Below are 23,041 nucleotides of genomic sequence, written 5' to 3'. Positions count from 1 at the left end.
ACGGCGACCAGCCACCTCCGCGAGAGCGGCGCCGGTTCAGGCGCAAAGGGGGCTACGGCCGTCGCGCCGACGTCACCCGGTACACGTCGTACACGCCCTCCACACCCCGTACCGCCTTCAGGACGTGCCCCAGATGCTTGGGGTCGCCCATCTCGAAGGTGAAACGGGAGGTGGCGACCCGGTCGCGGGACGTCTGGACGGCGGCGGAGAGGATGTTGACGTGCTGGTCGGACAGCACCCGGGTGACGTCCGACAGCAGCCGGGAGCGGTCCAGGGCCTCGACCTGGATGGCGACCAGGAAGACCGAGGACTGGGTGGGCGCCCACTCGACGTCGAGGATCCGCTCGGGCTGCCGGGACAGCGAGTCGACGTTGACGCAGTCGGCGCGGTGCACCGACACGCCGCTGCCGCGGGTGACGAAACCGATGATGGGGTCGCCCGGCACCGGCGTACAGCAGCGGGCGAGCTTGACCCAGACATCGTCGACACCCTTGACGACCACGCCCGGATCGGCGCTGGAGCGCCGCTTGGAGCGCGGCCGGATCGGGGTGGACTCGGCGATGTCCTCGGTGGCCTCGTCCTGGCCGCCGAGCGCCTGCACCAGCTTCTGGACGACGCCCTGCGCCGCGACATGGCCCTCGCCGATGGCGGCGTACAGGGACGAGATGTCGGGGTAGCGCATCTCGTGCGCCAGGGTCACCAGGGAGTCGCCGGTCAGGATCCGCTGGATGGGCAGATTCTGCTTGCGCATGGCGCGCGCGATGGCGTCCTTGCCCTGTTCGATCGCCTCGTCGCGGCGCTCCTTGGAGAACCAGCCGCGGATCTTGTTGCGGGCCCGCGGCGACTTGACGAAGCCCAGCCAGTCGCGGGACGGTCCGGCGCCCGGCGCCTTGGAGGTGAAGACCTCCACCAAGTCGCCGTTGTCCAGGGTCGATTCGAGCGGTACGAGGCGTCCGTTGACCCGCGCTCCTATGGTGCGGTGGCCGACCTCGGTGTGCACGGCGTACGCGAAGTCGACGGGCGTGGCGCCGGCCGGCAGCGCTATCACATCGCCCTTCGGCGTGAAGACGAAGACTTCGTTGCGGGAGAGGTCGAAGCGCAGCGATTCGAGGAACTCGCCGGGGTCCTCGGTCTCCTTCTGCCAGTCGAGCAACTGCCGCAGCCAGGCCATGTCGTTGACGGTGTCCTGGCCCGCGCCCTTGCCGGTGCCCTTCGGGATGTCCGTACGGATCTTGGAGGCGCCGGCGACCGCTTCCTGCTTGTACTTCCAGTGCGCGGCGATGCCGTACTCGGCGCGGCGGTGCATGTCGAAGGTACGGATCTGGAGCTCGACGGGCTTGCCGCTGGGGCCGATCACCGTCGTGTGCAGCGACTGGTACATGTTGAACTTCGGCATCGCGATGTAGTCCTTGAACCGGCCGGGGACCGGGTTCCATCGCGCGTGGATCGTGCCGAGGGCGGCGTAGCAGTCGCGGACCGTGTCGACGAGGACGCGGATGCCCACCAGGTCGTAGATCTCGGCGAAGTCGCGGCCGCGCACGATCATCTTCTGGTAGACGCTGTAGTAGTGCTTCGGCCGGCCGGTGACGGTGGCCTTGATGCGGGCGGCGCGCAGATCGGCCTGGACCTCGTCGGTCACTATCGCCAGGTATTCGTCCCGCTTGGGGGCCCGCTCGGCGACCAGCCGCACGATCTCGTCGTACATCTTGGGGTAGAGGATCGCGAAGGCGAGGTCCTCCAGCTCCCACTTGATGGTGTTCATGCCCAGGCGGTGGGCCAGGGGCGCGTAGATCTCGAGGGTCTCGCGGGCCTTCTTCTCCTGCTTCTCCCGCTTGAGGTAGCGCATGGTGCGCATGTTGTGCAGCCGGTCGGCGAGCTTGATCACCAGGACGCGCGGGTCCTTGGCCATCGCGACGACCATCTTGCGCACGGTCTCGGCCTGCGCGGCCTCGCCGAACTTGACCCGGTCCAGCTTGGTGACGCCGTCGACCAGCAGCGCCACCTGGTCGCCGAAGTCCCGGCGGAGGGTGTCCAGGCCGTATTCGGTGTCCTCGACGGTGTCGTGCAGCAGGCCCGCCATCAGGGTGGCCGGGTCCATGCCCAGCTCGGCGAGGATCGTCGTCACCGCGAGCGGGTGGGTGATGTACGGGTCGCCGCTCTTGCGCTTCTGGCCGCGGTGCCAGCGCTCGGCGACCTGGTAGGCCCGCTCGACCTGGCGCAGCGTGGCGGTCTCGATCTTGGGGTCATTGGCACGGACCGCGCGCAGCAGCGGTTCGAGAACCGGGTTGTACGGGCTGGAGCGCTGTACGCCCAGTCGGGCGAGGCGGGCCCGTACGCGGTTGGGGGTGCCGGAGCGGCCCGCGGAAGCGGACGGGACGGGCTTGGGAGCGGTGGCGGCGTGGGCGCCGGCCGGTTCGGTCCTGGCGGGCGGCTTGGGCGCGGCGGCACCGGCGGGCTGGGGCTTGGCCGCGGCGGCGCCCGGCTTCGGCCCGGCCGCCGGACGGGGCTCGGCGCTGCCCTTGGCCCCCTTCTTCCCGGGTCCGGACGTGGCCGGGGACGCCGCGTCCCGGGTCTTCGGCTCGTCCTGGCGCGCGGCGGTGGATCCCTTCGGACGCAGTCCGGGGGAGAGCGGCTGGGCCTCGTCTGGCAAGAGCACTCCTCAGGCGGTTCCGGACCCCGATACCACGAACAGGCCGGGGTGCCATGGTATCGACCCCACGGCCGGCGCTCTCCCGCGGCCATGGTTCCGTACATGACACAGCGGCAGGGGCACCCGGAAGATTCCCGGGTGCCCCTGCCGCTTCAGATGCCGGAGGATGCCGGTCAGACCGTGATCAGGGCCTCCAGCGGAGCGCCCTTCAGGCCCTGCTCCAGCCGCTGGCGGCCGTCGAGGAACCCGAGTTCCAGCAGCACCGCGACGCCCGCGACCTCGGCGCCCGCACGGCGGATGAGCTGCAGCGATGCGTCGGCGGTGCCACCGGTGGCCAGCACGTCGTCGATCACCAGCACCCGGTCCCCCGGGGCCAGCGCATCGGCGTGCATCTCGATCTCGGCGGTGCCGTACTCCAGCTCGTACGCCTGCCCCAGCGTCGCGCCGGGCAGCTTGCCGGCCTTGCGCACGGGGACGAAGCCGACCCCGGCCCGTACGGCGACGGGTGCGGCGAGGATGAAACCGCGGGCTTCCAGGCCGACGACCTTGTCGGCGCGGTGCCGGGCGCACAGATCGGCAAGGGCGTCGGTCAGCGCGGTAAAGGCGGCCGGGTCGGCCAGCAGCGGGGTGATGTCCTTGAACATCACGCCCGGCTGCGGGTAGTCCGGGACGTCCGTGATCCGGCTCAGCAGCAGCTCGCGCAGCGCGGCGGGGGCCGTCATCGGCGCTTGCCCGACGGGCGGCCGCGGCCGCGGTTACGGGAGGCGGGCTGGTGACGCGGGCCGACGACGGCGGCGTCGTCCTCGGCCCCCTCCCCGGCGTCCGGCCCCTGGCCCGGCGCGTCCTCCCGGTCGGCCTCCTTGGCCGCGGCCGAGGCGCGCTTCGCCTTCACCCGCTTGGCCAGCGCCTTCATCGCCGGCTCGCGCTCCTTGAGGTCGGCGACCAGCGGAGTGGCGATGAAGATCGAGGAGTACGCACCGGCGGCGAGACCCACGAACAGCGCCAGCGAGATGTCGTTGAGCATGCCCGCGCCCAGGAAACCGCCGCCGACGAACAGCAGACCGGCGACCGGGAGCAGCGCCACGACCGTGGTGTTGATGGACCGCACCAGAGTGCCGTTGATGCTGCGGTTGGCGATCTCGCTGTAGGTGAAGCGGGACTGCTTGGTGATGTCCTTGGAGGCTTCCTTGAGGCTGTCGAAGACGACGACCGTGTCGTAGAGGGAGTAACCGAGGATGGTCAGCAGGCCGATGACCGTGCCCGGGGTGACCTCGAAGCCGACCAGGGCGTAGATGCCGACGGTGATCGTGAGGTCGTGGACCAGCGCGATCAGGGCGGACACCGCCATCCGCCACTCGAAGGCGATGGCCAGATAGATCACCACGAGGACCATGAAGATCCCCAGGCCCAGCCAGGCCTTGTTGGCGATCTGCTCGCCCCAGCTCGGGCCGACCAGCTGGGTGTTGACGTCCTTGACCGGGATCTTGAGGTCCTTGGCGACCTGCTCCTGGACGGGCAGCGACTGCTTGGTGTCCAGGCCGCTGATCTGGATGCGCAGCGAGCCGTCCCCGAGCTTCTGCACCATCGCCTGGTGGCCGGGCGCCGCCGACTCGGCGGTGTGCTGGGCATGGGAGGCGGACACGGCGGTCTTGGACGTGGTGAAGACCGCACCGCCGGAGAACTCGATACCGAAGTTCAGCCCCCGCACCGCCAGGCCGACGAGGGCCGTGATGGTGATGAGGATGGAGATGCCGTACCAGATCTTCCGCTTGCCGATGAAGTCATAGCCGACCTCACCGCGGTAGAGCCGGGCGCCGATGCTTCCGAGCTTGGACATCTCACGCCTCCTTCGTCTGGGTGGGGGCGGTGCGACGGCGGCGCAGCGGCGGCTTGGCGCCCAGGCGCTTGGGGTCGAGACCGGACCAGGGGTGGCCGTCGGCGAAGAACTTCCGCCGGGCCAGCAGCGTCATCAGCGGCTTGGTGAAGAAGAAGACCACGACGACGTCGAGCAGGGTGGTCAGACCGAGCGTGAACGCAAAGCCCTTCACCTTGCCGACGGTGACGATGAACAGCACCGCGGCGGCCAGGAACGACACGAAGTCGGAGACCAGGATCGTCCGGCGGGCACGGGGCCAGCCGCGCTCGACGGCCGGGCGCAGGGTGCGGCCCTCGCGGATCTCGTCCCGGATGCGTTCGAAGTAGACGATGAACGAGTCGGCGGTGATACCGATGGCGACGATGGCGCCGCAGACCGCCGGGAGGTTCAGCGCGAACCCGATGGCCGGGCCCAGCAACGTCATGATCGCGTACGTCAGTATGGCCGACACGAGGAGGCTCGCCAGCGCTACCAGCGACAGCCCCCGGTAGTAGGCGATCAGGTAGATGACGACCAGTCCGAGGCCGATCGCACCGGCGAGCAGACCGGCGTGCAGCTGCTCACCGCCGAGCGCCGCGGTGACCGTGGTCTCGTCGTCGATCTTGAAGGAGAGCGGCAGGGCGCCGTACGACAGCATGTTGCCCAGGTCCTCGGCGGACTGCTGGGTGAAGCCGCCGGAGATGGTGGCGTTGCCGCCCATGATCGCCTTGCTGACCGACGGAGCGGAGACGACCGCGCCGTCGAGGACGATCCCGAACTGGTTCTGCGGCTGCATCTTGTTGGCGAGCTTGCCGGTGATGTCCGCGAACTTCTTGCCGCCCTCGGAGGTGAAGTCCATCTGGACGATCCAGCCCTGGGCCGTGTCGTTGTCGAAGACGGCCTTGGCGGAGCTGACGTCCATGCCCTCGACGGCGACCGGACCGAGCGCGTACTTCTGCCGGCCGTCCTGGCTGCAGGCGACGACCGGATCGGCGGGCCTGGTGCCGGCGGCCTTGGTGCCGGCCAGGGCGCGGCCCTGCGGAGTGGAGCAGTCCAGCGCGTCGAGCTGCTTCTGGAGGGCCTGCGGGATGCCCCCGTCACCGGTGGGCGGCACCGGAGGCTGCTTGGAGGGCTTGCCGGACGGGGAGCCGGACGGGGTGGGCTTGGCGGACGGTGCCTTCTTCAGGGAGTCCGTGACCGCGCGGCCCTGTGCGGTGGGCTTGGCGTCGGGCGTCGCCGAGGGCGAGGCCTTCTGCTGGGTGCCCTGCTTGCCCGTGGCCTGCTCGCCCTTGGCTCCCTTGTCCTGGCCATCCTTACCGCTGCTGCCGCTCTTGGAGGGGTTGGGCTTGGGCTCGGGGGTCTTGGCGCCGGCGGCGATGGTCAGCACCGGCCGGAAGCCGAGCTGAGCGGTGGTGCCGACCTGCTGGCGGGCCTGCTTCGCGTCCGTCCCCTTGGGGATGTTCACGATGATGTGGTCGCTGCCCTGCGTCTGGACCTCGGTCTCGGACACACCGAGACCGTTGACCCGCCGCTCCATGATGTCGGCGGCGGTGTTCATATTGGTCTCGTTGATCGCGTTGGGCTTGCCCGGCTGGTTCTTGGCCGCCAGCGTGAAGCTGGTGCCGCCCGCCAGGTCGATGCCCAGCCGCGGCGTCAGATGGCCGTAATAGAACATCCCGCCGACCAGCCCGATCATCGCGATCAGGACCAGGACCAGGGTGCGGCCCGGATGCCCTTGGCCGGCGGGCGCCCTGCGGCCCTTTTTCGGTGCTGCCACCTTCTCGTATCTCCCTGTCCAACCCCTCGGCTTCGGGTGTTGCCGAGCGGCCACGAAGTCTTGTGGGGACGTGCCCCCCGCCGGAGCCTAGACCGTCATGGAACCGCGGTGCGCCGTACGCGCGGCGCAGCGCGGTTCCCTCGGGGGCGGACTACTTCGCTTCGCCGCCGGACTTCTTGTCCTCCTCGGCGGATTCCGCGTCGGCCTTGGCGGCGTCCTTCGCGTCATCGGCGTCGGCGTCCTTGTCGGCCTTGTCGGCCTTGGCGGCCGGCTGCTCGGCGTCGTCGGCCTTTGGGGCGTCCTTACCCAGGTCGATCTTGTCGGCCTTGGCCTGGTCGGTGTCCTCATCCGCGATGGCGCCGGTCAGCGACGAGGCGTCGTCCGGAACGACCGGCTCATCGGTCTTGATCGGGTCGGCGCCGTCCAGGATGCGGTTGTACTCGTCATCGGCGAGCACCGCGCCGATGGCGTTCTTGGCGTAAATGGCGTGCACGCCCGGTGCCACCTCCAGGAGGACGGAGTCCTCGTGGATTTCCTTGACGGTGGCGTACATGCCCCCGATCGTCCGGATGCCGGTGCCAGGCTGCATCTCGTTGCGCATCTGCTGCGCCGCCTGCTGCTTCTTCTTGGCCGACCGGGTCATCAGGAACATGGCCCCGATGAGGACGATGAAGGGGAGGAGAGTCACGATACTACTGGGCACGGGACGGACATCCTTCGCACGACCGCTGGTCCGCGGTCTGATATACGGGGGTGGGTATGCCGGTCCGTACGGACGGCATCGGCGGAGTCTAAGCGAGTCCCCACCACAGGAACAACGCTCAGCATCGCACCGCAGTTCCTGACCGGGCGACTCTCCGCGCCGTCACGGTCCGAACAGTCCCTGTTGCCCGCCCGCACCCGGCTGCTGCTGCGGCGGGACCAGCCCCATGTGCGTCCAGGCCGCGGGCGTGGCGATCCGGCCGCGCGGCGTCCTGGCCAGCAGTCCCTCCCGTACGAGGAAGGGCTCGGCGACCTCCTCGACGGTCTCGCGCTCCTCCCCCACCGCGACCGCCAGCGTGGACAGGCCCACCGGGCCGCCGCCGAACAGCTTGAGCAGCGCCGTGAGCACGGCGCGGTCCAGGCGGTCCAGGCCGCGGCCGTCGACCTCGTAGACATCGAGGGCCTGGGAGGCGGTCTCGCGGGTGATCACCCCGTCGGCCTTGACCTGGGCGTAGTCGCGGACGCGGCGCAGCAGACGGTTGGCGATACGGGGCGTGCCGCGGGAGCGGCCGGCGATCTCCGCGGCGCCCTCCGGCGCTATGTCGACGTCCAGCAGGCCCGCCGAGCGGTGGATGACCCGCTCCAGCTCGGCCGGGGCGTAGAACTCCATATGGCCGGTGAAGCCGAAGCGGTCGCGCAGCGGGGGCGGCAGCAGACCGGCCCGGGTCGTGGCGCCGACCAGGGTGAACGGCGGGAGTTCGAGGGGAATGGCGGTGGCACCCGGCCCCTTCCCCACGATCACGTCGACCCGGAAGTCCTCCATCGCCATATAGAGCATCTCCTCGGCGGGCCGCGACATCCGGTGGATCTCGTCGAGGAAGAGCACCTCGCCCTCCTGGAGGGAGGAGAGGATCGCGGCGAGATCGCCGGCGTGCTGGATGGCGGGGCCGGAGGTGATCCGGATCGGGGCGCCCATCTCGGCCGCGATGATCATCGAGAGGGTCGTCTTGCCCAGGCCCGGCGCCCCGGAGAGCAGGACGTGATCGGCGGTGGCGCCGCGGGCTCGGGCGGCCCGCAGCACCAGGTCGAGCTGTTCGCGCACCCGCTCCTGGCCGACGAATTCCTCCAGGTCCTTGGGGCGCAGCGCGGCCTCGACGGCGGTGTCCTCGCCGTCGGCGTCGGCCGCCACCAGCCGCTCGGGCCCGCCGGCGGCCGCGCCGTCGGTCTCCTCGGTCTCGTCCCAGTTCACTGCGGATTGCCTCGCGGGGTCGGGGCGGCCGGGCCGCCGGGGTGGTCGTACGGTCGGGGGCGCGGGGCCCGTCCGGCAGATGTCATCGCGCGCGGTTCAGGGTCTGCAGGGCGGCCTTGAGCAGCTTGGGCACCTGCGGCTGGGTGCCGTCGGCGAGCGCCGCCTCGGCCTGCGGGGCGACCGCGTCCAGCGCCTCGTCCGCCTCGCGGGTGGCATAGCCGAGGCCGATCAGCGCGGCATGCAGCTGATCGCGCCAGCCGGACGTGACGGCGGCGCCGACGCCCGCCCGGTTCGTGCCCACCGGTGCGCCGAGCCGGTCCTTGAGCTCGAGCAGCAGCTTCTGCGCACCCTTCTTGCCGATGCCCGGCACGGCGGTCAGCGTCTTCTCGTCCCCGTTGGCGACCGCCAGCCGCAGTGTGTCCGGGGAGTGCACGGCCAGCATGGCCTGGGCGAGCCGGGGCCCGACGCCGCTGGCGGTCTGCAGCAGCTCGAAGGTCTGGCGCTCGTCGTCGTCGGCGAATCCGTACAGCGTCAGCGAGTCCTCGCGGACGACGAGCGAGGTGGCGATCCTGGTCTGCTCCCCCACCCGCAGCCCGGACAGGGTGTTGGGCGTGCACTGGACGGCCATGCCGATACCGCCGACCTCGACGACGGCGGAGTCGGGAGCCAGGGCCGCGACCGGGCCGGAGACAAAAGCGATCATCGGGTGCCCTTCGGCGTGCGTACGGGAGCGGCGCGGCGGGCCGCGGCATGCGCCTGCTGGAGGCGGTTGACCGCGGGGGCGCGCCAGATGTGACAGATGGCGAGGGCGAGGGCGTCGGCGGCATCGGCCGGCTTCGGTGGTGCGTCGAGCCGCAGCAGCCGCGTCACCATCGCGCCGACCTGCGCCTTGTCGGCCCGCCCGGATCCGGTCACGGCGGCCTTGACCTCGCTGGGGGTGTGCAGCGCGACCGGCAGTCCGCGGCGCGCGGCGCAGAGCATGGCGACCGCGCTGGCCTGGGCGGTGCCCATGACCGTACGGACGTTGTGCTGGCTGAACACCCGCTCCACGGCGACGAATTCGGGGCGGTGTTCATCGAGCCAGGCCTCTATTCCCTGCTCGATGAGGACGAGGCGGTGTGCGATGTCGGCGTCCGCGGGGGTCCGTACGACCCCGACTCCGGCCATCGTCAGCGGGCGCCCCGCCACCCCTTCCACCACGCCGACCCCGCAGCGCGTCAGCCCCGGGTCCACCCCGAGCACCTTCACGGTGCCCCTCCCCTCATGCCGTACCTGATGCCGTACTTGCCCGGCACCTGCCGTGCCTGCCCGGTGCCTGCCGTGTCTGCCCGGGACCTGCCGTGCCTGCTTGGTGCTGTCGTACCTGCGGGGTATCTGCCGTACCGTTTCGGCCCGCCGCTCCCCCACGGGGGGACGGAAGATCCCCTGCTCAGCACAGTAGCGGGTGGCACTGACAATCCGGTGGCACCGCCCGTCGCGCGGCACCGGGGCCAGGACCGGGACCGGCCCCGGGAACGCGACGGGCCGACGGGGTGTGATCCCCGTCGGCCCGTGTGCGTCAGCCGTGATGGGCCCGTTCTCAGGCGTCCACCTTGGCCATGACATCGTCCGAGACGTCGAAGTTGGCGAAGACGTTCTGCACGTCGTCGCTGTCCTCCAGCGCGTCGATCAGCTTGAAGATCTTGCGCGCGCCCTCTTCCTCCAGCTCGACCTGCATGGTCGGGACGAAGTTGGCGTCGGCCGAGTCGTAGTCGATGCCCGCCTCCTGGAGCGCGGAACGGACCCCGACCAGGTCGGTGGCCTCGCTGAGCACCTCGAAGGACTCACCGAGGTCGTTGACTTCCTCGGCGCCCGCGTCCAGGACCGCGCCCAGGACGTCGTCCTCGGTCAGCTCGCCCTTGGGGACGATCACCACGCCCTTGCGGTTGAACAGGTACGACACCGAACCCGGGTCGGCCATCGAGCCGCCGTTACGGGTCATCGCGACGCGGACGTCCGAGGCGGCGCGGTTGCGGTTGTCGGTGAGGCACTCGATGAGCACCGCCACACCGTTGGGGCCGTAACCCTCGTACATGATGGTCTCGTAGTCGGCGCCGCCGGCCTCGAGACCCGCGCCGCGCTTGACCGCGGAGTCGATGTTCTTGTTGGGGACCGAGCTCTTCTTCGCCTTCTGGATGGCGTCGAAGAGAGTCGGGTTGCCGTCGACGTCGGCGCCACCGGTGCGCGCCGCGACCTCGATATTCTTGATCAGCTTCGCGAAGAGCTTGCCGCGCTTGGCATCGATCACGGCCTTCTTGTGCTTCGTCGTAGCCCATTTAGAGTGGCCGGACATCCGCCTGTCTCCTTCGCGTAACCCACTTCTGAAACGAACGCCATCGATCCTACCGGGGCTGGATCACCGGGTGTTACTCAGCCGAGTCACCGGGCCGCGCTGCGCACCATCTCCACGAACAGGCCGTGGACCCGGTGGTCGCCGGTGAGTTCCGGGTGGAACGACGTGGCCAGGACGTTACCCTGCCGGACGGCCACCGTGTGCCCGTCGTACGTCGCCAGGACCTCGACCGCGGCGCCGACCGACTCGACCCAGGGCGCCCGGATGAAGACGCCCTCGACGGGTCCGCCGGGGATGCCGGCGACGTCGATGGCCGCCTCGAAGGACTCGTTCTGCCGCCCGAAGGCGTTACGGCGCACGATCATGTCGACGCCGCCGAAAGTCTCCTGGTCCTCCCGGGCGTCCAGCAGCTTGTCCGCGACCATGATCATGCCGGCGCAGGTGCCGTAGACCGGCCTGCCCGCCGCCACGAAGGCACGCAGCGGCTCGAGCATGCCGAAGACGATCGCCAGCTTGGACATGGTGGTGGACTCGCCGCCGGGTATGACCAGGCCGTCGACCTCGGCCAGCTCCTCGGGACGGCGCACCGGCCGCGCCTGGGCGCCGGCGTCCGCGAGCGCCTTGAGGTGCTCGCGGACGTCGCCCTGGAGGGCCAGCACACCGATGGTGGGGGTGCTCAGCTCGCTCATCTGCGTTCTTACGTCCTGTTCCTACGTGCGTCCTGGTCCTGCGTGTTACCAGCCGCGGTTGGCGTAGCGCTCGGCCTCGGGGAGGGTGTCGCAGTTGATGCCGACCATGGCCTCGCCCAGGTTGCGGGAGACATCCGCGATGACCTTGGGGTCGTCGTAGAAGGTGGTGGCCTTGACGATCGCGGCGGCGCGCTTGGCGGGGTCGCCGGACTTGAAGATGCCGGAGCCGACGAAGACGCCCTCGGCGCCGAGCTGGCGCATCAGCGCGGCGTCGGCCGGGGTGGCCACACCGCCGGCGGAGAACAGCACGACCGGCAGCTTGCCGAGCTCGGCGACCTCCTTGACCAGCTCGAACGGCGCGCGCAGCTCCTTGGCGGCGGCGTACAGCTCGTTGTTGTCACAGCCGCGCAGCTTGGCAATCTCGCCCTTGATCTGGCGCAGGTGACGGACCGCCTCGACGACGTTGCCGGTGCCGGCCTCGCCCTTGGAGCGGATCATGGCGGCGCCCTCGGCGATCCGGCGCAGGGCCTCGCCCAGGTTGGTGGCACCGCAGACGAAGGGGGTGGTGAAGGCCCACTTGTCGGAGTGGTTGACCTCGTCGGCCGGGGTGAGGACCTCGGACTCGTCGATGTAGTCGACGCCGAGCGACTGGAGGACCTGGGCCTCGACGAAGTGGCCGATGCGGGACTTGGCCATGACCGGGATGGAGACGGCGTCGATGATGCCGTCGATCATGTCCGGGTCCGACATACGGGCGACGCCGCCGTCCTTGCGGATGTCGGCCGGGACGCGCTCGAGGGCCATGACGGCGACGGCGCCGGCGTCCTCGGCGATCTTCGCCTCTTCCGGCGTGACGACGTCCATGATCACGCCGCCCTTGAGCTGCTCGGCCATTCCGCGCTTGACGCGCGCGGTTCCGGTCTCCGGGGTCTGGGGCGTGGTGGGCGTGCTGGACACGGTTTGACCTCACTCATTGCGGGTGGTTGTGCGTGGCGCCCACACAACCGTTTGCGCAGACGCCATGAAAAGGGCCAATTCAAGGTGGGTGGCTCGTGCCGCACCCACGGGTGCCGGAGCGGGGCCGGCTCGGCGAACGATTCGAAGGCCGGTTCAGGAGCCGGACGAGCGGTCGTCCAGCACCGCCGGCGGCTCGTCGTCCATTTCGAAGGCCAGCGGGAACGGCGCATGGCCCGCGAGGCGAAGATAGCGCACGACCCGGTGCCGGCGGACCGCCCGGGCGGCCCGTACGGCGTCGTTGTGGAAGCGGCGGGCCATCGGGACGCGGCGTACGGCCGCGGTGAGTTCGGTGACCGTCTGCTCACCGCCGGGGGCCTCCCGTACGGCTTCCAGCTGGGCGTCCTCGGCGAAGATCGCGCGGAGCGCCTGGCTGAGCTCGCTCTCCGCGACCTCGCGGTGGTCGTCCTCGGACTGGCGGGCCTCGTGGGCCGCCTGGTACAGGACGATGGAGGCGGCGGGGTCGAGGACTCCCGACGTGCCGAGCTCCTGCGCGACGGAGGCGCGCCGGAGGAGCTGGGCGTCGAGGGCCGCCCTGGCGGCGTCGATGCGGGCGTGGAGGCGGTCGAGTCGTCCGGCCGTCCAGCTGAGATAGACGCCGATGAGGACGATCGCGGCCGCGATCCAGATGAAGGTGGTCACGCGGGGGGAGATTACCGGTCCGCTGCCGTGCCGCTGCGCTTGGCTTTGGCCGTGCGTTGTCGGCTTTCCCACCGCGGTGTCTTCTCGCCGTTGCGCCTGCGGCCCCTCCGCTGCGCTTGGCCCGGGCCGTACGCTGTCGGCCGTCCCGCCGCGGTTCCTTCTCGCCGTTGCGCCTGCGGCGGGCGGTGCCGCTGCGCGGGGCTGTTCGGCAGCGGCACCGCGCTTACACGGCTCCGCCGCTACAGCCCGGCGCCTCCCCGTTGTGGTGGGTGGGAGGGTGGGGGCTCGCGTATGTCTGTTGCTGCGGGGCGGATTGCCGGGTCAGTCGCGGGCCAGTCCCCACCTTGCCCGCAGGCCCACCCGTTCGTCCGTGGCGACGGATGCCGCGCCCGCCGTCACGGTCTCGTAGACGGCCAGGATGTCGGCGCCGACCGTCGACCAGTCGAAGCGGCGGACGTGCTTGCTGCCCCGGTCGCGGAGTTCGGCCAGGCGGGACGGGTCGTTCAGCAGGCGTACGGCGGCGGTGGCGAGGGCGTCGGCGTCCTCGTTGGCGAAGAGTTCGCCGGCCTCGCCCTGGTCGAGGACCTGGGCGAAGGCGTCGAGGTCGCTGGCCAGGACGGGGGCGGCGGCCGACAGGGCCTCGACGAGGATGATGCCGAAGGATTCGCCGCCGGTGTTGGGGGCCACGTAGAGGTCGACGCTGCGCAGGAGGCGGGCCTTGTCCTCGTCGGTGACCATGCCGAGGAAGGTGACGCGGGAGCGGAGTTCGGCGGGGAGGCTCGCGACGGCCTCTTCCTCGTCGCCGCGGCCGGCGACCAGGAGGCGGGCGTCGGGGACCCCGGCGAGGATCTTGGGGAGGGCCTTCATGAGGACCGGGAGGCCCTTGCGGGGCTCGTCGATGCGGCCGATGAAGCCGATGGTCCGGCCCTGCCAGGCGGGGTGGGGCTCGGCCCTGGCGAAGAAGTCGACGTCGACGCCGTTGGGGATGACGACGGCGTCGCCGCCGAGGTGTTCGACGAGGGTGCGGCGGGCGTATTCGCTGACCGCGATGCGGGCGCTGATCTTCTCCAGGGCGGGCTGGAGGATCGGATAGGCCGCGATCATGGCGCGGGAGCGCGGGTTGGACGTGTGGAAGGTGGCCACGATGGGGCCCTGGGCCGCCCAGCAGGCGAGGAGGCCCAGCGAGGGGGAGGCCGGTTCGTGGATGTGGATGACGTCGAAGGCGCCGTTCTGCAGCCAGCGGCGGACCCGGGCGGCGGAGAGGAAGCCGAAGTTGAGGCGGGCGACCGAGCCGTTGTACGGGACGGGGACGGCGCGGCCGGCGGAGACGACGTAGGGAGGGAGGGGTGTCTCGTCGTCGGCGGGGGCCAGGACGGAGACTTCGTGGCCCCGGCGGATGAGGTGTTCGGCCAGGTCGCGGATGTGGAACTGGACGCCGCCGGGGACGTCCCAGGCGTAGGGGCAGACGATCCCGATTCTCATGCGGTGGGCTCCGTCCGGGGCTCGTCGCGGGGTTCCAGGTCGGCGAGCCACAGGCGCTGCAGCATGTGCCAGTCCTCGGGGTGGTCGGCGATGCCGGAGGCGAAGGCGTCGGCGAGTTCCTGGGTCATTGCGGCGGCCTTCTCGTTGCGGGTGCCGGTCTCCGGCACCTCGATCTCCGGGTGGACGCGGCCCTTCATGACCGCGGTCTCGTCGTACCAGAGGGTGACGGGCAGCAGCATCGCCCCGGTCTGCAGGGCGAGGATCGCGGGGCCGGCGGGCATCTTGGCGGCCTCGCCGAAGAACTTGACCTCGATCCCGGAGGCGGACAGATCGCGGTCGGCGACCAGGGCGACCAGGCCGCCGGCCCGCAGCCGGCGGGCGAGGGTGCCGAAGGCGGCGCCGCCGGTGTGCGGCAGGACCTCCATGCCCAGGCCCTCGCGGTAGGCGACGAAGCGGTCGTAGAGCGATTCGGGCTTGAGGCGCTCGGCGACGGTGGTGAAGGGGGTGTTGAGCTTGGTGGTGACCCAGGCGCCGGCGAGGTCGTAGTTGCCCATGTGGGGCAGGGCGAGGATGACGCCGCGGTCGCTTGCCAGGCCGTCGGTCAGGTGGTGTACGTCCTCGGGGACGAAGCCGTTCCTTATGCGGTCCTTGCTCCAGGCCGGGAGGCGGAAGGACTCCATCCAGTAGCGCATGTACGAGCGCATACCGGCCCGGGAGAGCTCGGCGAGGCGCTGCGGGGAGGCGTCCGGGACGACGCGGGCGAGGTTGGTCTCCAGGCGGCGGACGCCCTTGCCGCGGCGTTTCCAGACCGTGTCGGCGATACGGCGGCCGAGGCGTACGGCGGCGTCCTCGGGCAGCTTCTTGACGCTGCTCCAGCCCAATCCGTAGAGCGCGTCGGTGAGCCTGTCGGTGATCCTCATGCGCTGTTTCCCCCTTGTGCTGCGACGGCGTCGGCCTCGGCCGATTCGCGGCGTACCGTCACCACGCGCTGCCCGAGGGTGACGATGCTGCCGAGGGCGACGATCCACAGCGCGATCGGCAGCAGGATCTCGACGCCGGGGACGCCGAAGGCGTGCAGTCCGGAGAGGCCGCAGGCAACGAGGGAGATGACGAGCCGCTCGGCGCGCTCGACGAGGCCGTTGACGTCCACCGGCAGGCCGATGGCCTCGCCGCGCGCCTTGGTGTACGAGACCACCTGGCCGCTGGCGAGGCAGAAGATCGCGATCGCGCAGAGCACCAGGTCGTTGCCGCCCCCGGCGTACCACAGGGCCAGCCCGCCGAAGATCGCCGAGTCGGCGACCCGGTCGAGGGTGGAGTCGAGAAAGGCGCCCCAGCGGCTGGAGCGGCCCAGCTGGCGCGCCATGTTGCCGTCGACCAGGTCGGAGAAGACGAACAGGGTGATGACGACCGTGCCCCAGAAGAACTCGCCCTGCGGGTAGAAGATCAGTGCGCCGGCCACCACACCTCCGGTGCCGACGAGGGTGACTGCGTCCGGGCTGACCCCGAGGCGGATGAGCAGGGCGGCGAACGGTGTGAGAACACGCGTGAAGAACGCACGCGCGTACTTGTTCAGCATGGCCTTTCCCGGAGGTCGATACGGGCCGTGCGGTCAAGGGGCCACCGGCTGGCCCATCGTAGCCAGGCGGCCACCGGCCACCGCGAACGCATCGCGGCGCCGGGTGCAACGCACAGCGCGACCGCTTCGCCGCGCGCCTCCCGGCGCATTCCCGGGCCTGTCCGGCGGCGGGATCCGGGATCGTGCGGTGCGCCTTGTATGGACGCATGGTGACCTCGGTGGAAAGCTCGAATCACCGCAAAGTGTCGACCTGGAGGCGAGACACATGAGCGAGAAATCGAGTACGAACCCGGGAGCCGCCGGAAGGGCACCCGCGGCCGACCGGCCCACGGCCCTGCGGAATGTGGTGCTGGTCGGCCACAGCGGCTCGGGGAAGACGACCCTGGTCGAGGCCCTCGCGCTGGCATCCGGCGCGGTCAACCGGGCGGGCCGGGTCGAGGACGGCGGGTGTCTGTCCGATTACGACGAGATCGAGCACCGCCAGCAGCGTTCCGTCCAGTTGTCCCTGGTCCCGGTCGACTGGGGCGGCGTCAAGATCAATTTGCTGGACACCCCCGGTTATGCCGATTTCGTCGGGGAGTTGAGGGCCGGTCTGCGGGCAGCGGACGCGGCCCTTTTCGTCGTCTCGGCGGCGGATGGGGTCGCCGGTGCGACGCGGATGGTCTGGGACGAGTGCGCGGCGGTCGGCATGCCGCGCGCCCTGGTCGTCACCCACCTGGAGGCGGCCCGGTCCGACTTCGACGAGATGACCGAGCGGTGCCGTGAGACCTTCGGGGGTGAGGATCCGGACGCGGTGCTGCCGCTGTACCTGCCGCTGTACGGCACACCGGGCGCCGACGGCCACGCCCCGGTCAAGGGCCTGATCGGGCTGCTGTCCCAGCGGGTCTTCGACCACTCCTCGGGCGAGCGGGTCGAGCGGGCTCCGACACAGGACGAGCTGCCGCTGATCGAGCGGGCCCGCAACCGTCTCATCGAGGGGATCATCGCCGAGAGCGAGGACGAGTCCCTCATGGACCGCTACCTGGGCGGCGAGGAGATCGACATCAAGACGCTCATCGGCGATCTGGAGACGGCGGTCGCCCGGGGCACCTTCCATCCCGTACTGGCCGCCGCACCGGCCGGTGACGGCGCGAAGCAGGGGCTGGGCACCGTGGAGCTGCTGGAGCTGATCACCGGGGGTTTCCCGACGCCCGCGGAGCGTGAGGCACCGGCCGTGACCGGCATCGACGGGGGCCCCCGCGAGGCGCTGGCCTGCGATCCCGACGGCCCGCTGGCGGCCGAGGTGGTCAAGACCTCCTCCGATCCCTACGTCGGCCGGGTCTCACTCGTACGGGTCTTCTCCGGCACGCTGCGCCCCGACGAGACGGTGCATGTCTCCGGGCACGGCCTGGAGGACCGCGGGCACGAGGACCATGACGTCGACGAGCGGATCGGCGCCCTGTCCGCCCCGTTCGGCAAACAGCAGCGCCCGCTGTCCCGGGCGATCGCCGGCGATCTGGCGTGTGTCGCGAAGCTGACCCGCGCCGAGACCGGCGACACCCTCTCCGACAGGGACGCACCGCTCCTGATGGAGCCCTGGACGATGCCGGACCCGCTGCTCCCCATCGCCATCGAGGCCCACAGCAAGGCCGACGAGGACAAGCTCTCGCTGGGCCTGTCCCGCCTGGTGGCGGAGGACCCCACGCTGCGGCTGGAACACCACCCGGACACCCATCAGATGGTCCTGTGGTGTCTGGGCGAGGCGCATGTCGACGTGGCGCTGGAGCGGCTGCGCTCGCGGTACGGCGTGCAGGTCGACACGGTGCCGCACAAGGTGGCGCTGCGGGAGACCTTCGGCGAAGCGGCCTCGGGCCGGGGGCGCCATGTGAAGCAGTCCGGCGGGCACGGCCAGTTCGCGATCTGCGAGATCACCGTCGAACCGCTGCCGGGCGGCTCCGGCATCGAGTTCGTCGACAAGGTGGTGGGCGGCGCGGTGCCCCGGCAGTTCATCCCGTCCGTGGAGAAGGGCGTACGCGCCCAGGCCGCGCGCGGGGTCGCCGCCGGGTACCCGCTCGTCGACATCCGCGTCACGCTGCTCGACGGCAAGGCGCACTCCGTTGACTCCTCGGACGCCGCGTTCCAGAAGTCCGGCGCGCTGGCGCTGCGGGAGGCGGCCGCCGACGCCCGGATCGATCTGCTGGAACCGGTCGCCGAGGTGACCGTACTGATTCCGGACGATTTCGTCGGCCCCGCGATGAGCGATCTGTCCGGCCGCCGCGGCCGGGTGGTGGGCACCGAGCAGTCCGGGGCGGGCCGCACCCTCGTACGCGCCGAGGTCCCCGAGATCGAACTGAGCCGCTACGCCATCGATCTGCGCTCCCTCTCCCACGGCACCGGCCGCTTCACCCGCAGCTACGCCCGGCATGAGCCGATGCCGCCGCAGCTCGCCGACAAGATGCGGGAGGAGTCCGCGAACGGCGCATAGGCGGGCGCGTCAACACGCGCACAGTTGACGGTGCATCAGCCGCTGTCCGGCTCAACTCCCTTGGGCTGGACGGCGGCTGTACGCTGAGATCCGGAGGTCACCGGCTCAGCAGGTGTGCCGTGAGCGGTAGTCGGGAAAGAGCCGCATCATCGGATGCGCGCGGTGATGGGGGCGGTAGTGGCAGACGGCTTTGACTTCAGTCCGGGGGCGCAGGTGCCGCTCTCCGGGGGCGCCGGGCAGACGGCCGCGACCCAGGCGCTGGCCTCGGCCGCCTATCGCGACAGCCCGCTCTCCGACATCTCCAAGGCCGACTCCGACGCCCACAAGTCCGAGATCAAGAAGCCGAAGCTGTCGCTGTTCGCGCCCAACCTCGGCGAGGCGTACTCCCGCGCCGTACAGGTGCGGATGCTCGGCGGCGGCCGCAAGGCGCTCATCCAGTCCTTCGGGACCGAACCGCAGGCCATCGTCGAGCACTGTCTGTCCGCCACCCGCCTGCGCAAGCAGCGGGACGCCCGGCTGACGCTGGTCATGGTGCTGTTCGGGCTGCTGTTCCTGCCCGGTGTGCTGCTGTGGCTGGGTGCCTTCCAGCTGAAGAAGATGCTCTCGAAGGACGGCGAGGGCAACGGCCTCTCGCTGCTGGGCGGGGCGCTGCTGACGGTGCTGGCGGGTGCCGCGCTCTTCTTCATGGTCAAGCTGCCGCTCAACGGCTTCTGGCCGCTGTACTTCCGCGCCATGGCCGTCGCCCCGGTGGTCGGCTGGTGGTGGGCCAAGCAGATCTGCGAGAAGGCCGCGGTCACGATGCGGGAGGCCTGGAAGGGGCTGCTCGAAGGCGGCGGGGTGGCCGCCAAGATCCCCGAGGCGGTGCCCCAGGACCCGAACGAAACCGCCGCCGAGACCCTCCGGCAGAATCTCGCCAAGGTCACCGCCGAGCAGCACAGCAATGTCGTCTTCTACGCCGGCCCCAAGGGGATACTCGGCATGGGCACCCGCTGGGGCAGCTGGCAGCTCGCCGAGGAGCTCGTGCCCGCCGAGGAAGGCACCGAGATCCACCCCTTCCGCAGCTGGGACGTCGTCCGGGTGATCCACGACCGGCTGCGCCTGCTGGAGCGCTCCCCGCTGCACACCGGCGGCTTCCCGGCACCGTCGGTACGCCACTGGATCGTCTCGCCGGTCGGCGAGAAGGCCGGTGCGGTCGCCCGTCCGGACGGCACGGACACCGACGCCTTCCAGATCCGCCCGCACGAAATAGAGCGGATCTGCAACGAGCAGCAGTTCGGCGCCGGCAACCGCCACTATCTCGGGGTGCAGTTCGTGCTGTGGGACGGCCAGCTGGTGCTCACGCTGATGATCACCGTCACGGTCCTGCACGAGACGCTGCGCATCGAGGTGACCGGTCATGCCCTGGGGCCGGTCAACGGCCTGTTCACGAGCAAGCCGGAGCCCAAGACCAAGGACGTCGCCAAGACCGTCAGGTTCTGGGAGACCAAGAAGATCACGCTTCCGCTCATCGATTCCGACGAGGTCGTCCGCCTCGCCGCGCGCGCCCCGCTCACCTGGTTCCCGCCGGTCCTGGACTTCCTCGGCGGCAAGCTCACCCTCCCCGAGCCGTTCGGCCTGCGCCATGTCTGGGCCGACAAGCCCTGGCGGCACCGCTTCATGGCCGATGACGCGCTGCGCGCCGCGACCCCGGTGCTGCGGGTCGTGCACTCCGCCGCCATGAGCGTGCTGAAGGAGAACGGCGTGGACACCGAGCGCTTCACCAACCGCTCGCTGGTGCTGAGCGGCATGGTCCAGGGCGCGGAGCCGAAGAACGCCGACGAATACCACGCCTAGCACGCACCGCCCGCCGGGCGCCGCTGACCGCCCGGCTGACCGCCGCTAGCGGAAGATCCCCGTGTGGCCCAGTGAGTACCGCCCCGGCTGCGGATAGACCGCCAGCCCGTGCGGGCCCTGGCCGACGGGGATCTTTGCGAGCGTCTTCCCGGTACGGGCGTCCAGCGCATAGACCTCGGAGTTGTACCGCCCGGACAGCCACAGCACCTTGCCGTCCGCCGAGACACCGCCCATGTCGGGGCTGCCGCCGCCGGGGATATGCCATTTGTCGACGAGGTCGCCGGTCGCGAAGTCGAGCAGCGAGATGGAGCCCTCGCCCCGGTTGGAGATGTACATCTTCTTCGAGTCGCGGCTGACGTAGAGGCCGTGGGTGCCCTTGCCGGTGGGCAGCAGCCGCGGCTTGGTGAAGCGGTCGCCGTCCAGGACCCACACCCCGTCGGCCATCATGTCGGCGACGTACCAGGTCCGGCCGTCGGGAGAGATCTTCACGTCCTGCGGCATCGCGCCCTCGAACGGCAGCTTCTCCTGGCCGATGACCTTCATCTTCTCCGTGTCGACCTTGAGCAGCTCGCCGGAGAACTCGCAGGAGACGATGAAGTACCGCCCGTCCGGCGAGAAGTCGGCGTGATTGACGCCCGCGCAGCCGACCGGGACGGTCTTGCGGACCTCCATGGTGTGCGGGTCCCGGAAAACCAGCTGCCGGTCCATCGAGGCCATCACGACCGCGTACTTCCCGTCGGGGGTGAAGTAGAGGTTGTACGGATCATGGACCTTGACGGGTTTGCCGGCCTTCCCGGTGGCGGGGTCGATCGGGGTGAGGTCGTGTCCCCGGTTGTTGTTGACCCACAGCGTCTTCATGTCCCACGACGGCACGACATGCTGCGGCTGCACGCCCACCGGGATCGTCTCGATCACCTTGTACGTCTTCGGGTCGATGACGCTGACCGAGTCGGAGCCGGTGTTGGGCACGTACACCCGCGAGGGGAAGTCCCGCACCTGCGGCGCCAGCCTGTTGGGCCGGTCCGCGGCGTAGAGGTCGCCCTTGTCCACCAGCGGCGGCATCCCGGGCAGCCCGGGGCCGACGGCCTTGGCGGCCGAGGGCTGCGCGGGGCGCGGGCTGTGCGCGGGCTTGGTGCCGCTGCCGCCGGAGCAGCCCCCCGCCACCAGGGCGCAGGCCAGGGCGAGCAGCGCGGTGCGGCGGCCGGGGCGGGGGGATCTGCGGACGGGGGTACGGTTCCGGTCAGCCATCAGGTCACTAGCTCCGTTGTCGTCACCGCGCGCAGCCCGCGCCGGCGGAGTCCGTCGAGGATCGGGGGCAGCGCGGCCACCGTGCCGGCGTGCCCGAGGTGGAGGCTCACGACCGAGCCGGGCCCGACCCCGTCCAGGACCGTGCGCCGGACGGCCGCGGCTCCGGGGTCGGTGGAGTCGAGGGAGTCCAGGTCGTAGGACAGGACATGGGGGTAGCCGGCCCGGTGTGCCAGCCGGGTCACCAGGTCCGTGGCCCGCCGGGCCCGGGAGGGGCGGAACCAGCTGCCGATGCTGCCGGTCAGCCGCCGCAGCCGGTCCGCGCACCGGCTGATCTCCGCGTAGGCCGCATCCTCCGGCAGCGCGCAGACATTGCGGTGGTGCATCGTGTGATTGCCCAGCTCATGGCCGCCGTCGAGGATCCGGCGGGCCATCTCGGGCCGCTCGTCCAGCCAGTCGCCGACCGCGAGCACGGTCACCCGGGCGCCGGCCCGTTCAGCCTCGCGCAGCAGCGCGGTCGCCAGCCGGGGGTCGCCCCGCCCGTGGAAGGTCAGCGCGACCGCCCGGCCGTCCCGCGGCCCGTGCTCGATCTGTACGGGCCCGTCGGGCACCCTGGTCGGCGGCCGGGCGGCGTACACCGGGGCGGGGCGCGGTGCGCCGGGTCCGCCGGTGTGCGGCGGGGTGGAGACCCGTACGGCCGGGGAGCCGGTACGGCCCGGGGCGCAGCCTGAGGCGAGCGCACCGGCGGCCGCGGCCGAGGTGGCCGCGCGCAGCACGGAGCGACGGTCCAGGAAGGTCACCCCACCATTAGAGAGGCAACCATCCGAATTTGTGGTGATATGCCTGGTTTGCCGGGATACGTGTCGCCCGCGGCGGCCACCGGACCCCGGCTACGCGGGCCAGGCCCCCGCGAGCATCGCCCGGGTGTCCGCGAGCAGCTGCGGCAGCACCTTGGTGTGGCCGACCACCGGCATGAAGTTGGTGTCGCCGCCCCAGCGCGGTACGACGTGCTGGTGGAGATGGGCCGCGATCCCGGCGCCGGCGACCGAGCCTTGGTTCATCCCGATGTTGAAGCCGTGCGCCCCGGACGCCGTACGCAGCGCGGTCATCGCCCGCTTGGTGAACTCGGCCAGCTCCACGGTCTCCGGACCGTCCAGCTCGGTGTAGTCGGCGACATGCCGGAACGGCACGACCATCAGGTGCCCGCCGTTGTACGGATACAGGTTCAGCACCGCATAGACATGCTCACCGCGCGCGATCACCAGACCGTCCTCGTCCGACTTCGCGGGAATGGTGCAGAAGGGACAGCCGTCGTCGGCCCCGGGGCCGGTCGGCTTGTTCTCGCCCTGGATGTAGGCCATCCGGTGGGGCGTCCACAGGCGCTGAAACGCGTCCTGGGTCCCGACTCCGATCTGCTGTTCCGGCTCGCTTGTCATACGGGCCAGCATATTGCTTCGCCGTTCGGCGGCGTGTCGTCGGGGCGGACCTCATCGGCCGCCCCGCGCGAAGGCCCCGGGGAGCCAACAGCTCC

20 protein-coding genes are annotated in these 23,041 nt (G+C 70.8%); 2 read left to right on the top strand and 18 right to left on the bottom strand.

From position 1 onward, the window contains the following. Window positions 1-52: 52 nt before the first annotated feature. The 15 genes from ADL29_RS08825 to pgsA all read right to left on the bottom strand — a co-directional run bounded on the left by ADL29_RS08825 (window position 53) and on the right by pgsA (window position 15,968). Window positions 53-2,650: a RelA/SpoT family protein gene (locus tag ADL29_RS08825; protein ID WP_053923144.1), complete on the bottom strand. Its 2,598-nt coding sequence runs from the start codon at window positions 2,648-2,650 to the stop codon at window positions 53-55. A gap of 173 nt (window positions 2,651-2,823) precedes the next feature. Beyond that, window positions 2,824-3,372, bottom strand: coding sequence for an adenine phosphoribosyltransferase (locus tag ADL29_RS08820; RefSeq protein WP_053923143.1), 549 nt, complete (start codon window positions 3,370-3,372; stop codon window positions 2,824-2,826). Further along, complete coding sequence (secF, locus tag ADL29_RS08815; RefSeq protein ID WP_053923142.1) at window positions 3,369-4,487, bottom strand: protein translocase subunit SecF; 1,119 nt, start codon at window positions 4,485-4,487, stop codon at window positions 3,369-3,371. The genes ADL29_RS08820 and secF overlap by 4 nt, the downstream gene beginning before the upstream one ends. Window position 4,488: 1 nt before the next feature. Then, window positions 4,489-6,282: a protein translocase subunit SecD gene (secD, locus tag ADL29_RS08810; RefSeq protein ID WP_053923141.1), complete on the bottom strand. Its 1,794-nt coding sequence runs from the start codon at window positions 6,280-6,282 to the stop codon at window positions 4,489-4,491. 151 nt (window positions 6,283-6,433) lie between these two features. Continuing rightward, entirely contained in the window at window positions 6,434-6,985 is a 552-nt protein-coding gene (yajC, locus tag ADL29_RS08805; protein WP_281181795.1) for a preprotein translocase subunit YajC, read from the bottom strand. A 162-nt stretch (window positions 6,986-7,147) separates the two neighbouring features. Next, window positions 7,148-8,233: a Holliday junction branch migration DNA helicase RuvB gene (gene ruvB, locus ADL29_RS08800; protein WP_053923140.1), complete on the bottom strand. Its 1,086-nt coding sequence runs from the start codon at window positions 8,231-8,233 to the stop codon at window positions 7,148-7,150. Window positions 8,234-8,315: 82 nt separating this feature from the next. Further along, on the bottom strand, window positions 8,316-8,936 hold the full coding sequence (gene ruvA, locus ADL29_RS08795; RefSeq protein WP_053923139.1) for a Holliday junction branch migration protein RuvA: 621 nt from the start codon (window positions 8,934-8,936) through the stop codon (window positions 8,316-8,318). Further along, a complete protein-coding gene (gene ruvC / locus ADL29_RS08790) occupies window positions 8,933-9,481 on the bottom strand; it encodes a crossover junction endodeoxyribonuclease RuvC (protein WP_053923138.1) in 549 nt (182 codons plus the stop codon). Before ruvC ends, ruvA begins: the two co-directional genes overlap by 4 nt. A gap of 331 nt (window positions 9,482-9,812) precedes the next feature. Beyond that, window positions 9,813-10,565 (bottom strand): YebC/PmpR family DNA-binding transcriptional regulator, encoded by a 753-nt coding sequence (locus tag ADL29_RS08785; protein WP_053923137.1) that lies wholly within the window; start codon window positions 10,563-10,565, stop codon window positions 9,813-9,815. A gap of 86 nt (window positions 10,566-10,651) precedes the next feature. Beyond that, the gene (gene pdxT / locus ADL29_RS08780) at window positions 10,652-11,254 is read right to left on the bottom strand and encodes a pyridoxal 5'-phosphate synthase glutaminase subunit PdxT (RefSeq protein WP_046928997.1); all 603 of its coding nucleotides are present in this window, start codon (window positions 11,252-11,254) and stop codon (window positions 10,652-10,654) included. A gap of 45 nt (window positions 11,255-11,299) precedes the next feature. After that, complete coding sequence (gene pdxS / locus ADL29_RS08775) at window positions 11,300-12,211, bottom strand: pyridoxal 5'-phosphate synthase lyase subunit PdxS (RefSeq protein ID WP_053923136.1); 912 nt, start codon at window positions 12,209-12,211, stop codon at window positions 11,300-11,302. A 153-nt stretch (window positions 12,212-12,364) separates the two neighbouring features. Then, a complete protein-coding gene (locus ADL29_RS08770; RefSeq protein WP_053923135.1) occupies window positions 12,365-12,910 on the bottom strand; it encodes a LemA family protein in 546 nt (181 codons plus the stop codon). A 321-nt stretch (window positions 12,911-13,231) separates the two neighbouring features. Beyond that, window positions 13,232-14,392 (bottom strand): glycosyltransferase family 4 protein, encoded by a 1,161-nt coding sequence (locus tag ADL29_RS08765; RefSeq protein WP_053923134.1) that lies wholly within the window; start codon window positions 14,390-14,392, stop codon window positions 13,232-13,234. Next, on the bottom strand, window positions 14,389-15,312 hold the full coding sequence (locus tag ADL29_RS08760; RefSeq protein ID WP_053923133.1) for a phosphatidylinositol mannoside acyltransferase: 924 nt from the start codon (window positions 15,310-15,312) through the stop codon (window positions 14,389-14,391). The genes ADL29_RS08765 and ADL29_RS08760 overlap by 4 nt, the downstream gene beginning before the upstream one ends. Beyond that, window positions 15,309-15,968, bottom strand: coding sequence for a phosphatidylinositol phosphate synthase (gene pgsA, locus ADL29_RS08755; RefSeq protein WP_053923132.1), 660 nt, complete (start codon window positions 15,966-15,968; stop codon window positions 15,309-15,311). The genes ADL29_RS08760 and pgsA overlap by 4 nt, the downstream gene beginning before the upstream one ends. A gap of 265 nt (window positions 15,969-16,233) precedes the next feature. On the opposite strand from pgsA, the gene ADL29_RS08750 reads away from it, so the two are divergent. Together ADL29_RS08750 and ADL29_RS08745 are read left to right on the top strand one after the other, a co-directional pair. Continuing rightward, window positions 16,234-18,432, top strand: a complete 2,199-nt coding sequence (locus ADL29_RS08750; protein WP_053923131.1) for an elongation factor G-like protein EF-G2 — start codon at window positions 16,234-16,236, stop codon at window positions 18,430-18,432. Between the two features lie 165 nt (window positions 18,433-18,597). Then, window positions 18,598-20,265 (top strand): hypothetical protein, encoded by a 1,668-nt coding sequence (locus ADL29_RS08745; RefSeq protein ID WP_211274276.1) that lies wholly within the window; start codon window positions 18,598-18,600, stop codon window positions 20,263-20,265. Window positions 20,266-20,310: 45 nt separating this feature from the next. Here ADL29_RS08745 and ADL29_RS08740 read toward each other — a convergent pair whose 3' ends face one another. From ADL29_RS08740 to ADL29_RS08730, 3 genes are all read right to left on the bottom strand, one after another. Continuing rightward, complete coding sequence (locus ADL29_RS08740; protein WP_053923130.1) at window positions 20,311-21,513, bottom strand: YncE family protein; 1,203 nt, start codon at window positions 21,511-21,513, stop codon at window positions 20,311-20,313. Further along, window positions 21,513-22,286, bottom strand: a complete 774-nt coding sequence (locus ADL29_RS08735; protein WP_078970847.1) for a polysaccharide deacetylase family protein — start codon at window positions 22,284-22,286, stop codon at window positions 21,513-21,515. Before ADL29_RS08735 ends, ADL29_RS08740 begins: the two co-directional genes overlap by 1 nt. A gap of 114 nt (window positions 22,287-22,400) precedes the next feature. After that, window positions 22,401-22,958 (bottom strand): HIT family protein, encoded by a 558-nt coding sequence (locus ADL29_RS08730; RefSeq protein WP_053923128.1) that lies wholly within the window; start codon window positions 22,956-22,958, stop codon window positions 22,401-22,403. Between the last annotated feature and the right edge of the window lie 83 nt (window positions 22,959-23,041).

The organism is Streptomyces chattanoogensis, from assembly GCF_001294335.1.
In the GTDB taxonomy this organism is placed as follows: Bacteria; Actinomycetota; Actinomycetes; order Streptomycetales; family Streptomycetaceae; genus Streptomyces; species Streptomyces chattanoogensis.
Note: the sequence above shows the minus strand (reverse complement) of the source record. Positions and strands in the feature narration are given on the sequence as shown.

What these genes read in the sequence shown, in the direction of transcription:
- ADL29_RS08785 (WP_053923137.1), bottom strand. Translation starts at nt 10,565, where the DNA reads ATGTCCGGCCACTCTAAATGGGCTACGACGAAGCACAAGAAGGCCGTG.
- pdxT (WP_046928997.1), bottom strand. Translation starts at nt 11,254, where the DNA reads ATGAGCGAGCTGAGCACCCCCACCATCGGTGTGCTGGCCCTCCAGGGC.
- ADL29_RS08730 (WP_053923128.1), bottom strand. Translation starts at nt 22,958, where the DNA reads ATGCTGGCCCGTATGACAAGCGAGCCGGAACAGCAGATCGGAGTCGGG.
- ADL29_RS08740 (WP_053923130.1), bottom strand. Translation starts at nt 21,513, where the DNA reads ATGGCTGACCGGAACCGTACCCCCGTCCGCAGATCCCCCCGCCCCGGC.
- ADL29_RS08760 (WP_053923133.1), bottom strand. Translation starts at nt 15,312, where the DNA reads ATGAGGATCACCGACAGGCTCACCGACGCGCTCTACGGATTGGGCTGG.
- ADL29_RS08765 (WP_053923134.1), bottom strand. Translation starts at nt 14,392, where the DNA reads ATGAGAATCGGGATCGTCTGCCCCTACGCCTGGGACGTCCCCGGCGGC.
- ruvA (WP_053923139.1), bottom strand. Translation starts at nt 8,936, where the DNA reads ATGATCGCTTTTGTCTCCGGCCCGGTCGCGGCCCTGGCTCCCGACTCC.
- pgsA (WP_053923132.1), bottom strand. Translation starts at nt 15,968, where the DNA reads ATGCTGAACAAGTACGCGCGTGCGTTCTTCACGCGTGTTCTCACACCG.
- ADL29_RS08750 (WP_053923131.1), top strand. Translation starts at nt 16,234, where the DNA reads ATGAGCGAGAAATCGAGTACGAACCCGGGAGCCGCCGGAAGGGCACCC.
- ADL29_RS08745 (WP_211274276.1), top strand. Translation starts at nt 18,598, where the DNA reads ATGGGGGCGGTAGTGGCAGACGGCTTTGACTTCAGTCCGGGGGCGCAG.
- secF (WP_053923142.1), bottom strand. Translation starts at nt 4,487, where the DNA reads ATGTCCAAGCTCGGAAGCATCGGCGCCCGGCTCTACCGCGGTGAGGTC.
- ADL29_RS08820 (WP_053923143.1), bottom strand. Translation starts at nt 3,372, where the DNA reads ATGACGGCCCCCGCCGCGCTGCGCGAGCTGCTGCTGAGCCGGATCACG.